At 35.5% G+C, this 11,743-nt stretch carries 10 protein-coding genes; 4 read left to right on the forward strand and 6 right to left on the reverse strand.

Going from position 1 to position 11,743, the window contains the following annotated elements:
• Positions 1-42 precede the first annotated feature (42 nt).
• Positions 43-1,239 carry a Pycsar system effector family protein gene (locus WJN01_RS02465; RefSeq protein ID WP_445195572.1) on the forward strand — a complete coding sequence of 399 codons (1,197 nt, stop codon included), beginning with the start codon at positions 43-45 and terminating at the stop codon, positions 1,237-1,239.
• On the opposite strand, the gene WJN01_RS02470 is transcribed toward WJN01_RS02465, so the two are convergent.
• Both WJN01_RS02470 and WJN01_RS02475 read right to left on the reverse strand, forming a co-directional pair.
• Complete coding sequence (locus WJN01_RS02470; protein WP_445195573.1) at positions 1,236-3,608, reverse strand: GAF domain-containing protein; 2,373 nt, start codon at positions 3,606-3,608, stop codon at positions 1,236-1,238. The two genes, WJN01_RS02465 and WJN01_RS02470, sit on opposite strands and share 4 nt — an antisense overlap.
• A 156-nt stretch (positions 3,609-3,764) precedes the next feature.
• Complete coding sequence (locus WJN01_RS02475) at positions 3,765-4,775, reverse strand: PorP/SprF family type IX secretion system membrane protein (RefSeq protein ID WP_445195574.1); 1,011 nt, start codon at positions 4,773-4,775, stop codon at positions 3,765-3,767.
• Positions 4,776-4,948: 173 nt separating this feature from the next.
• Here WJN01_RS02475 and WJN01_RS02480 point away from each other — a divergent pair, with 173 nt between their 5' ends.
• The 3 genes from WJN01_RS02480 to WJN01_RS02490 all read left to right on the forward strand — a co-directional run bounded on the left by WJN01_RS02480 (position 4,949) and on the right by WJN01_RS02490 (position 7,174).
• Positions 4,949-5,851, forward strand: coding sequence for a NifU family protein (locus tag WJN01_RS02480; protein WP_445195575.1), 903 nt, complete (start codon positions 4,949-4,951; stop codon positions 5,849-5,851).
• A gap of 75 nt (positions 5,852-5,926) precedes the next feature.
• Positions 5,927-6,283: a DUF1304 domain-containing protein gene (locus WJN01_RS02485; protein WP_445195576.1), complete on the forward strand. Its 357-nt coding sequence runs from the start codon at positions 5,927-5,929 to the stop codon at positions 6,281-6,283.
• An 84-nt stretch (positions 6,284-6,367) separates the two neighbouring features.
• Positions 6,368-7,174, forward strand: a complete 807-nt coding sequence (locus WJN01_RS02490) for a mechanosensitive ion channel family protein (protein WP_445195577.1) — start codon at positions 6,368-6,370, stop codon at positions 7,172-7,174.
• A 6-nt stretch (positions 7,175-7,180) separates the two neighbouring features.
• On the opposite strand, the gene tsaB is transcribed toward WJN01_RS02490, so the two are convergent.
• Genes tsaB through WJN01_RS02510 form a run of 4 tightly spaced genes read right to left on the reverse strand, consistent with a single transcriptional unit; the run spans position 7,181 to position 11,742 of the window.
• A complete protein-coding gene (tsaB, locus tag WJN01_RS02495) occupies positions 7,181-7,852 on the reverse strand; it encodes a tRNA (adenosine(37)-N6)-threonylcarbamoyltransferase complex dimerization subunit type 1 TsaB (RefSeq protein WP_445195578.1) in 672 nt (223 codons plus the stop codon).
• 58 nt (positions 7,853-7,910) lie between these two features.
• Positions 7,911-9,380, reverse strand: coding sequence for a TolC family protein (locus WJN01_RS02500; protein ID WP_445195579.1), 1,470 nt, complete (start codon positions 9,378-9,380; stop codon positions 7,911-7,913).
• Entirely contained in the window at positions 9,367-10,485 is a 1,119-nt protein-coding gene (locus WJN01_RS02505; protein ID WP_445195580.1) for an efflux RND transporter periplasmic adaptor subunit, read from the reverse strand. Before WJN01_RS02505 ends, WJN01_RS02500 begins: the two co-directional genes overlap by 14 nt.
• A 12-nt stretch (positions 10,486-10,497) precedes the next feature.
• Positions 10,498-11,742 carry an ABC transporter permease gene (locus WJN01_RS02510; RefSeq protein WP_445195581.1) on the reverse strand — a complete coding sequence of 415 codons (1,245 nt, stop codon included), beginning with the start codon at positions 11,740-11,742 and terminating at the stop codon, positions 10,498-10,500.
• Between the last annotated feature and the right edge of the window lies 1 nt (position 11,743).

Consider the following 11,743-nt stretch of genomic DNA (forward strand, 5'->3'; position numbering starts at 1 on the left):
AAGTTTAGTATTTTTACTTTATCACAAACTTAATTTCTTTTTATGCTTATTTCGGAAGTAGAAAAATTTGTTCTTAATCTTTTAAATGAAAAGTTAGATCCAGCTTTTACCTATCATAACATTCCACACACACAACGTGTGGTCGCAAGTGCAAATGAGTTGGCCGAGCTTTCTAACATCAAAGAAGACCAAAAAAACCTATTGCTCACAGCAGCCTGGCTGCATGATACGGGTTATACCAAAGACATAAACAACCATGAAGATGAAAGTGTTGCGATTTCAAAAGAATTTTTGAAGCAACAAAACTGCCCGGAAAAAGCCATAAAAACGATTTGCGACCTTATTTTGGCAACCAAAATTTATGCTGAACCAAAGACTAAGTTAGAAAAGATTATTCGTGATGCCGACTCCTCGCACATTGGCAGTAAAAGTTATCGTGAGATTTCTGAATTGCTCAGGAAAGAATGGGAACTAAAATGCAATAAAACCTTGAGTGAAGCCGAATGGCTGAATGAAAACATTGATTTTTTATCGACCAGACATCGTTTTCATACCGCAGAAGCCGCAAGCATCTGGGAGGAACGTAAAGGGAAAAACTTATCAGAATTAATTAAAGCAAAGCAAAAGCTTGATGCCAACAATAAAAAACTGAAACAGAAAAAAGAGGAAATCCGCTTTAAAAAGAACAAAATTGAATTGCCCGAGCGCGGTATAGAGACCATGTTTCGAGTGACCTTGAAAAACCATATGGAACTGAGCAACATTGCAGATACCAAGGCAAACATATTGTTATCGGTAAATGCGATTATTGTGTCTTTGGTTCTATCAAATTTGGTTTCCAAACTCGACAATGCTTCCAATGCCTATCTTATTGTTCCAACAATAATCTTTGTGATTTTCACGGTAATTTCCATTGTTTTATCCATCATTGCCACCAGACCAAATATTACCAGTGGTAAGTTTACCAAAGAAGACGTGGCCAACAAAAAAGTGAACTTATTGTTTTTTGGAAATTTTCATAAAATGAGCCTTGACGAATTTGAATGGGCCATGGAAGAAGTCATGAAAGACAAGGATTATTTATACTCATCCATGAAAAAAGACTTATACTTTTTAGGATTGGTGCTCAACAGAAAATATAAAATACTTAGGATTACTTACAGCGTTTTTATGATTGGAATTATCGTAAGCGTTATTGCTTTTGCCATTGCCTTTAAATTCTATGGCGGTGTACATTAGGCCTTAATTTCCTTCATTAAATCATCATAAGTATAAAAGGCTTTGTCGTCTTCATTTTTATGATAAAGCACACTAACCCTAATGGCCTTTAGCCCAGTTACAGCCTGTAGATCTTGTAATTCTACAATTTCAATATCGTTATCTAAATAATGTTTTGATTGTAAAAATTTGACATAACCCAAGTACTCTAATTCATCTTGTTTTTGCGAATAAACAATAGTGATTTTACCCTTTTGAGTTACGCGTTCGTTTGTTCCCTTGATAAAAGCTTTGTCTACACGTTTTTTTACAATCTCGTAACGTGCATTGTAGGTTCCATCAACATCAAATTGCTTTTCATCCATTCTAAAGCTAATGGTCAATGGTTGATTGAAAACCAATATCATGGATGCTACATCTAAAGCAACAGGAAAGTCAGACTGCATTTGGTAGTAAGTGTTTTCCATTTCGCACATAACTTGCAATTGCCAAAGGCGCAGGTTATAAAGATAAATAGGGTTGAAACTATCTTTCTTGGTTATAGACTCACCAATGTACATGTTATGCTCAACACCATCAGTTTTAAAACGCTCAAAATAATGCGGATACATATTTTGTGCTTCAATCTGTTTTTTATCTAATAATGATGCCATTTCCATGTTAATCTTGGCAATGGTTTCATCATAGTCCTTTCTATTTTTGTAAAGCACATTTATTTTGCTATCAATACTTTCATAATAGCTATCAATATCTTCTTTCAGTTCATCATACTCATGTAGATGTTTAAGTAGCGGCTCAATATCTTGCTTGAAAAATGCGGAAATTTGTTGTTCACTATCAACTTGAAAATTATCGCCCAACCCTTTTCTAAATGAATTGATTTGATATATAAATTGTTGGTAAATAGGCAAGGACTCTTTCTCTGAAGCTTTTTCAACAATACGTTTTACAGCCTTTAACTGAAGGGTTAAATCTTGTTTGGTGGCTTTGTTTCTTGCCTCTGAAGATCCTTTAATATCAATTTGTCCATAAAGCGGGTAAACACCATCAAATGCAATCTTTTTGAAAGACGCTTCATTACTACCCATTTGGTTTTTAATATAGTTTTTTGCCTCTTGTACAAAACGCCATTTAACACTTGGATGTATTGAAGTACATTCTTGTTGAATAATAGCCTCAATTAAATTTTCTTCTTCGTTTATGGAACGCTCTACCGAAGAAACAATAAATGGCATAATATCAATAAGCTTATTGGCATTTATGCTGTTCAATACTTTTGGGGTGTAAGAAACAATTTCAAGTATACCCATTAATCCATCATCATTTGCAATGGGCGCAATAATGGCACTTTTTATACCCTGTTTGTGCAAAGTAGTAATATGAGGCGCATGTCCTTTTGACTTTTCAAAAATCTTATCTACATCCGAAACTGAAAAATATTTTTTCTCTTTCAACACCCTATTGTAAGACCATTTGCAAAAGGCCTCCCTACAACTTTTGCTGTCCTCGCTTCCAAGTAAAAAACTCTTAATACCAAATCCAAAAATTGCATCAAAAGTACCTTCTGCTTTATTATAGGCCGAAAAACCAACTTTAATATCTTTTACCCCCAAAAGTGATTCAAATATTTCATGGAAATTCTCGGTAAAACACTCATCTTTCTCTTGTCCCTCTCCAATAAGACTTGTTTTGATGTTGGAAATGGATTGGTCGTCTGTAACATCAAAAATATTCGAAATCACAAACCCTTTAAAAACATGGCTATTGGGTGGAAATTTTTCCTTCCAAAGCTCAATGTTTTCAAAATTATCCAATAGTTCATCATAATCTTCAGGTGTGATTTTTTTGGCCTTTTCCGTTGGAATTATTTCGCAAAAATCGGCGTTGTATAAAATTTTATAGTAGCGCAGTATGCCATTTTTGTCAGGTATTTCGTAATAAAATGGTCTTTTAAAATTCAAATCATAACCATAACAAAAGCTCAGAATAATGGTACATGCTATAATGTAGGTATCATCTTCTGGCATGTTTTTAATTTGAAGTTGAAAACCTTCGCCTGCATTTTTTATGATGTTTTTAAATCGTTCAGAGGAATTGAAAATCAAATTATGCAGTGGTACCGAAGCTGTTTTAATCTCGTTTTTGGTTAGCAACGGATTAAATGTATCATTAAGAATTGCCTTTATTTCATTTTCCCTTTCAGATAAAATGGTTGTATCACTAAAACCATCCCGCAGTTCGGGGAAATGTTCTGCTATTTTCAAAATACGGCTAGCTTTTTCAGCAACAAATCCGTCATCGCCTTTTGCTAAAATTTCATATTGCTTCAATAACTTATTAAAACTAACTTTTAGCTTTAAAGGCGACTCAATGTTATCGTTAATGTCCATATTTTTAAAATGCTGATAAAACAAATTTACGAATTATTACGTGAGTCGATATTATTAAGACCACCTAACAACCAAAATGTTACTGCACAAAAGTCCTTTAGAAACATCTACTTTTTTATTCAAAAGAATGAGGTAAACTAAAATGTATGAATAGGACTAGTTTACTGCAGGACAGTTACAGTGATATGGCTCGCGTTTACAACTAAAATTATACCCCAAGGTTAACTGATGAAAACCTCCGTTGGTAAATACTACCGAATTTATTTGATAAGTATAGGTATAGGCAAACATAAAGTTGTTATAGTTGATGCCCAAAATTGGAGTTATTTGTTGAAGTTTTTGACTACTAACCGAATTGGAATTGGTTATATATTCTGCGCCATCAAAACTATTTCTATAAGACAGCCCTCCCCATAATTTACCAAAGTCCATTTCCTTATAAACTTTTGCGTTTACATCAATACCGCCTTCTTGGGTAGCGTCCCTGTATTGAAACATGACAGAAGGCTCATAACTCCAAGTACTACCAAACCTACCAAAAACATAACCAACCGAAAGCAAATAACGCCTTAAATTACTCGTAATATTGGTATCTTTATTAATTCCTGAATTCTTAAGTACATTCTTTACCGTAGCATGAGCATAAAAATCAAGATAATGGTATGAAAAACCAAAATCTAGATTAAAATTAGTTTCATTTTGAACGATACCATCAATTATGGGATCTGGTATTGGGGCATCTCCCAAAAAAGTAGTTTCGTCCAATTGGTATTGAATAAACCCTGCGCTTAAACCAAAGGATAGCATATTCAAGTCCACACTACTTCTTGAAAACATAATATGGTGTGCATAAGTAGCGTACGCCCCTTTCTGTGAGTGGTATCCATTTTTATCGGCATACAAAATACCTCCAAGTCCTGACGGAGACTCACCCAAACGCCCATTCAGACTTAATGTTAAAAGTTTTGGTGCGTCCTCTTGTCCAAACCACTGCTGTCGCCCTGTTAACCTAACTTTAGAACAATTGGCTATACCAGCCATTGATGGGTGAATTAAATAATAATTATCGGTAAGATAATCGGTATATATGGGTAAACCTTCTTGCGAAATAGCCAGTTTGGAGCAAAGCAAAAACGTAACCATTAAAATGATAGTTCTAAATCTCATAACAATCGTACCAAGCAATCATGGTTTTAAACAAACGCGCTGATTATTAAATTATTACACTCATCACAGCACTTGTACTACTTTAGTTTTTAACGCTAATTTAGCATATACTAAAACTCAAATATAGGATATCTAAAGTTTTCTTTTAGTACTTTTGTAAAAAATTAGCCAAAATGAACACTTTCAAGGTTTCCGTGCGAGAAACAACAAATAATGCCATTGTAAAGTTTGAACTGAATCAATTTATTACAAAACACCAAAGTTTTGAGTTTAATAACATTGATGAGGCTAAAAATGCGCCATTGGCACAGCAATTGTTTTATTTGCCATTCGTTAAAAAAGTCTACATTTCTGGCAACTTTATAGCGGTTGAACGTTACAATATTGTTGAATGGAGTGATGTGCAAGACGAAGTTGCCGAACAAATTGAGGCTTATTTGAATGACGGCGGCATTATTGTTGAAGAAGAAGCAACACCCAAAAAAGTACCCGTTACCGTTTATGCCGAAAGCACGCCCAACCCGAGTGTTATGAAGTTTGTGGCAAACAAAAAGATTGTCAATACGCTATTTGAATTCACCTCCATCGACGAAGCAAAACTCTCGCCACTTGCCACAGAACTGTTCCATTTTCCGTTTGTGAAAAGTGTTTTTCTTGATGAGAATTATGTATCCATTACAAAATATGATGTTGCTGAATGGCAAGACATCACTATTCAACTTCGCGAATTCATCAAAAATTATATTGAAAACGGCAAAGAAATAGTCAAACCAGATGCTGCTCAAGTATTACAAAAATCTACGGAACAATTGGACAGCCATTTTGATGCACTGGATGACACATCCAAAGAAATCATAAACATTCTGGAAGAATATGTAAAACCCGCAGTAGCTAGTGATGGTGGGAACATTCAGTTTATTTCTTATGACGAGAGCACCAAAAATGTTAGTGTTATGTTACAGGGTGCATGCAGCGGTTGCCCATCATCAACATATACGCTTAAAAGTGGCATTGAAAATATGCTCAAACAAATGTTACCTGGTAAAGTAGAAATGGTTGAAGCCATAAACGGATAGTCTTCCACTTTTTTTGTGACCAAATTTAACTACCTTTGAGCGTATAGGTCTAGCCGGCTTTGTAAAACATCAGCAATGAACAGCATTACTATAAGCTTGATTATTTTGGTAGCTTTAGAACATGTCTATTTTTTAATCTTAGAGATGTTTTTATGGACCAAACCTAAAGGCATAAAAACCTTTGGTTTAAAATCGAAGCAGTTTGCTGAAGACACCAAAGTTTTGGCCGCAAATCAAGGGTTATATAATGGCTTTTTGGCAGCTGGATTATTTTATTCGATAGTTTTACAAGACATTAAAATTGCCACTTTTTTTCTCTTTTGCGTGACCATTGCAGGCATTTACGGGTCATATTCTACAAAGCAAATAAACCTGTTTTATATTCAGGCCGTTCCAGCCATCTTGGCCTTAGTGAGCGCTTTGATGTTTTAAAACTTAACAGTTTTTTCACTTGAATATCATGAAAAAGGCTATAAAAATTATTATTTTACAACTCTAATATAAATTTTAAAAATTATGGATATTGAAAAATGGATAGACAAAGGATACGAATTAATTATGTCATTTGGCCCAAAAATACTTGGGGCTATAGTCATATGGATTATTGGGTCTTGGGTCATAAAAAAAATAGTTAAGGGCACAAGAAAAATAATGACCAAGCAAAATTATGATGAAAGCCTTCAAAAATTCTTGGTGAACCTATTGGGCTGGATTTTAAAAATTGTTTTAATTATCGTTGTACTTGGCACTGTAGGTGTTGAAACCACATCGTTTGCAGCCATTATTGCCGCTGCAGGTTTGGCCGTTGGTTTAGCACTTCAAGGTTCTTTAGGGAACTTTGCAGGTGGTGTCCTCATCATGATTTTCAAACCATTTAAAATTGGTGATTTAATAGAAGCTCAAGGTGAATTGGGCACAGTTAAGGAAATTGAAATTTTCACCACAAAGTTAACCGGACTATCCAATCGTGAAATCATTATTCCGAACGGTGCCTTATCAAACGGAAACATCATTAATTACACTACAGAAGGCACACGCCGCGTTGATTTGGTTATTGGAGTTGATTACGGTTCAGACATTAAGAAAACCAAAGAAGTATTGATGAACGTTTTAACATCAAACCCTAAAGTGATAGAAACCCCTGCCCCGTCAGTAAATTTAATGGAATTGGCCGATAGCTCTATAAACTTTGCGGTAAGACCTTGGTGTAAATCGGAAGATTATTGGGCGGTTTATTTTGGTGCAACAGAAGAAATTAAAGATGCTCTTGATGCGGCTGGCATAGAAATACCATATCCACACCGAGTTATGGTGAACAAATAAAAACGTTTAGGATTTAGGCTTTAAAGCCACAAAATCTTTTAAATAATAAGGTTCAAAATAGGCGACATCTTCGGTGTCGCTTATTTTATATTTGTTGTATGCCAAATGACCCATTTCATTTGCTGAAGGCAATTCACCTTCGATGAAAATAGCATTATGGTGATTGATTAACGATTTAGTTTTTTCAACGCCATTACCAACAAAATAGACTTTCCCTTTTGCTAAATATTCCGCAAAGGCGTTTTCATCTAAAACTTGTGCTTGGGTTTCTCTGATTTTTTGGTGATTTGAATTGTAAATAGCCGAGTAAACTTCCAACCTTCTGGCATCCAGCATGGCTACAATAAAACCTTCTTCTGTGTTTACTTTATGCGCTATTGCCTTTAATGTTGAAACTGAAATTAAAGGTTTATCCAATGCAAAACAAAGCCCTTTTGCTGCCGAAACCCCGATACGCAAACCCGTATAAGAACCAGGGCCTTTGCTAATGGCAATGGCCGATAAATCTTGGGGTGCTATATGAGCTTCTTTCAAAGCATCATTAATATAAACATGAAGCCTTTCGGCATGCGAATAGCTTTTATCATTGTCTTCTTTCAACACAACGATTTCGCCATTTTTTGAAATGGATACCGAGCAATTGGTGGTTGCCGTTTCTATGTTTAGAATATATGCCAAGGTATAGTGTTAAAAAATAATTCCCGTAAAAACGGGAATTGCAAATTAAAGAAATTTTTTAGTCCAAAGAAATTGGAATGCCGTAATAAAACTCCAAAAGTTTTGATTTGAACACAAAATTGAACTTGGCATTGGCGAGCGAAGATTGTGCATTTGTTAAGCGATTACGCACTTGTTGGAACTCAAAGGGGGTCATAACTCCATTGCTATAACTTTCTTGGGCTGTTCTAAACGCTTCTTCTTGTGCGGTTAATGAAGCGTCAGATGCTTCATATTGGTTCAGTGCGGCACGAGCATCTAAATAGGCGTTTTCAATGGTTGAATATAGGTCTTGTTTTGCCTGCCCCAGACCATAAACAATGCGTTCCTTGCTTATTTTCGCTCTATTTATGCTGGATTTTGTTCTAAATCCGTTAAATATGGGAATGTTAATGCTTACGCCAATATTGTACCCCAAATTATCACTAAACTGTTTAGCGAATCCATTCGAAATGGATTTGTAATTTACAGGGTTTCTTGGATCTGATGTTGGAATTAAAATAGGATTAACCAAATCATCTGGTTCAAAAATAGGGATATAAGCTATATCTCCAGGATTATCTGGATCAACTATTGTAATCCTGTCTTTTTCGCCCAAAACATGTTGGTAGGATGTGCCCAGACTTGCACCCAAGTTGATGGTAGGATATAATGCCGATTTAGCTATTTCAATATCAATCTCTGAATTTTCAATATTTATTTCTGCGGCTCGGATTTCCGGTCGGTTTTGCAAAGCCTTTTCAAATATTCTTTGAGTGTCATCATACATCAATTTTGCAGAAGACAAATTAATTTCAACATCCTGAATATCAAACCCCTTGTTTGGCACTTGCAACAACTGCGATAAATTTAAAAGTGCCAAATCAATACTGTTTTGTGCGGCAATTAAGTTTTCATTATTGCTTGCTAATTCTGCTTGTGCATTAAATAAATCTGATTTAGGTTTTACGCCCTGATCGACTAATATCTTAATATTTTCTATTTGCTGTTGCGAAACTTTTACTTGTTCTTCCGCTATTTTGTAATTTTCTTTACTTAAAAGGGCATTTAAATAGCTGTTAACAACATAAAGCGAAATATCGTCTTTTAACTTTTGAAATTGCACTTCGCTGGCTTCTAAACCAAGCTGGGCCTGTTTATAAAGATTTGTATTTCTAAAACCGTTAAAAACCGTTATGCCCGCATTAAGGCCTATGCCAGACCGGAAGGTATTTGTTGAAATCCTGCTGCCGTCTTGTCCAATATAGGATCCGAAATTGAGATTGCCGGAAGCTGAGCCATTTAAAGTTGGCAAAAAATTACCTTTTGCGCTTGTAATATTTTCCCTGGCTATTTCTTTATCTAGGCCAGATTGCTGAATAGATATGTTGTTTTCCAGTGCATGCGCAACACATTCTTGTAAAGTCCATTTTTTTTCCTGTGTGAAAGACAGCAAGGAACAAATAAGGCCAAAAAACAGACTAATTTGCTTTAAATTAATTTTCCTCATTGCCTTCATTGTCTTTTGATGCTTTATTCCAAACTTTTATTTTATCCCCCATTTTCACACCTTCGGTAATTTCAATATTGATTCCATCGGAAATACCCAGTTCTACATCTGCTTTTCTATACTTATTTTCACCATCCAAAATCTCAACAAAAGGTTTTTCAGTGAATCTATCGTACTGCAACAAGGCTTCCCTTATAGCCAAAACGCTGTCTTTGGCTTCTAAATCAATTTCGGCATTAGCGCTATAACCTGCCCTAATATTGGTTATGGAATCTATTTTTACATCAGCCTTAATGGTAAACTGCACAGCTCCATTTTCTTCAATACCTTTTGGTGCTACAAAAGTTAATATTGCTGGAAATTCCTTATCGTTTATGGCTCCAAGAATCACTTTTATTCCTTTACCTTCTTTTAATTTACCAACTTCGGCCTCATCTACTTTTCCTTCAAAAATCATCAAACTCATATCGGCTATCGTGGCAATGGTTGTACCTGCATTAAAATTATTGCTTTGAATAACCTGATCACCTTCCCTAACGGGGATTTCTAAAATAGTTCCTGGAATTTGCGCAACAATATTAGTGTTCGCAGAACTTCCACCAGAAATAGAACCACGTTTAATAATTTGATAGTCGTTTTGCGCTTGGGCCAATGCTTCTTTTGCTTGGTTGAAAGACAACTCACTATTTTCAAAATCTTGTTGTGATATCACTCCTTTTTCAAACAATGCCTTGTTTCTATCGAATAAAGTTTTTGCATTATCATAGGACAGCTTACTAGAAGCAATTCTACTTTTGGCGCTTACCAAACTTTGCTCGTTTGGCACGACCCTTATTTTTGCAATTAAATCACCCTTTTTCACGATATCTCCTTCTTCAACAAGAATTTTATCGACAATACCCGAAATCTGGGGTTTTAACTCAACTTCCTCCTCTGGATTAAGCTTTCCTGTTGCCACCGCCTTCGTATTAATAGGTGTATAAAAAGGCTCTTCAACCTTGTAGTCTATAATATCCTTTGAATTGGAATCCTTAAAATATTTTAACACAAACGCCAGCGCTATAATCGCGACCAATACTAAAATAATCTTTACTGTTTTATTCATTTTTTTGATTGTTTATTCTTCTCTTAATGCTTCAATAGGTTTTACGCTTGTGGCTTTAAAGGCTGGTATTAAACCTATTAAAGTCCCTAAAACCACTAATATGATTAAAGCTATAAATACTACGGCTATGGATACCGATGCGTTTACAATAACAGCCTCGTCACCTTGCCCGATAATATGGTCTAACAATATCAAAATCCATCCACCCGTTATTATACCGCCAATTCCAGCAATTAACGTTAGGAAAACGGCCTCAACCACGATTTGTCTTTTAATTTCAAAAGGTGTTGCCCCCAAAGCTCGGCGTATACCTATTTCTTTGGTTCGTTCTTTTACGGTTATCAATAAAATATTACCGATGGCAAAAACACCTGCAATTAAGGTGGCCAGACCAACAAACCAAGTTAAGAACTGCATGCCTGTTAAAAATCCGGTAAACTTGGCAAATTCCTTTCCCAAGTTGAAACTCCTAAAAGCTCGGTTATCTTTTGGGTGCACATCGTTCAATGTTTTTAGCAGTAACTTGGCATCATATTCAATTTGCTCAATATCGTATTCAGGTTTTCCTGTTATCATTAAAAAACCTATTCGCTCGCCTTGATTATACACTTGTTGAAAAGTGGTAAATGGGATGTGTATATCTTCACTTGGTCCAAAATTCACATTCCCTTGATCGTACATACCAATGACCAAATAATTAATATTATTTATCTGAATGTATCCACCTATTGGGTCTTCATCCTTTTGGAACAATTGTTTGTAAATACTTTCGGAAATGACCGCTACCTTCTTGTTATTGTCAATATCATTTTGATTGATAAACCTGCCGTGTACCAATTTCTTCTTTTGGACTTTATCTAAAACAGGATAGTCTCCCATAACATTAAATCTTCCCGAAAGAAAGTTTCTCACCACAAGACCTTGATTCATGTTTCTGGGCACGACAAACTCTATGCCCTCAACATTTTCTTCAACCTTTTCAATATCTGTTAGGGTCATTTGTACCCGTCTGCCTTCTTGAAATCCTTTAAACGGTTTACCTGTGCTGCTCGCCATAACAAAAACACTGTTGGTGGCAAAATCGCCAAACAGCCTATTAAATCCATTTTCTAACCCACGTGCTGAACCAAGCAAAACGATAAGTAACAAAATGCCCCACCAAACACCAACCATAGTAAGAATGGATCTAAGCTTATTCTTGCCTAAACTACCAAAGACCTCTTGCCATGTATCTCTATCCAGTAAAAATCTAAACATT

Origin of the sequence: Tamlana sedimenti (assembly GCF_038148895.1) — a bacterium.
Classification (GTDB): domain Bacteria; phylum Bacteroidota; class Bacteroidia; order Flavobacteriales; family Flavobacteriaceae; genus Tamlana.

Coding starts and splice junctions, on each gene's coding strand:
- WJN01_RS02465 (WP_445195572.1), top strand. CDS start 43: ATGCTTATTTCGGAAGTAGAAAAATTTGTTCTTAATCTTTTAAATGAA.
- WJN01_RS02470 (WP_445195573.1), bottom strand. CDS start 3,608: ATGGACATTAACGATAACATTGAGTCGCCTTTAAAGCTAAAAGTTAGT.
- WJN01_RS02475 (WP_445195574.1), bottom strand. CDS start 4,775: ATGAGATTTAGAACTATCATTTTAATGGTTACGTTTTTGCTTTGCTCC.
- WJN01_RS02480 (WP_445195575.1), top strand. CDS start 4,949: ATGAACACTTTCAAGGTTTCCGTGCGAGAAACAACAAATAATGCCATT.
- WJN01_RS02485 (WP_445195576.1), top strand. CDS start 5,927: ATGAACAGCATTACTATAAGCTTGATTATTTTGGTAGCTTTAGAACAT.
- WJN01_RS02490 (WP_445195577.1), top strand. CDS start 6,368: ATGGATATTGAAAAATGGATAGACAAAGGATACGAATTAATTATGTCA.
- WJN01_RS02500 (WP_445195579.1), bottom strand. CDS start 9,380: ATGAGGAAAATTAATTTAAAGCAAATTAGTCTGTTTTTTGGCCTTATT.
- WJN01_RS02505 (WP_445195580.1), bottom strand. CDS start 10,485: ATGAATAAAACAGTAAAGATTATTTTAGTATTGGTCGCGATTATAGCG.
- WJN01_RS02510 (WP_445195581.1), bottom strand. CDS start 11,742: ATGTTTAGATTTTTACTGGATAGAGATACATGGCAAGAGGTCTTTGGT.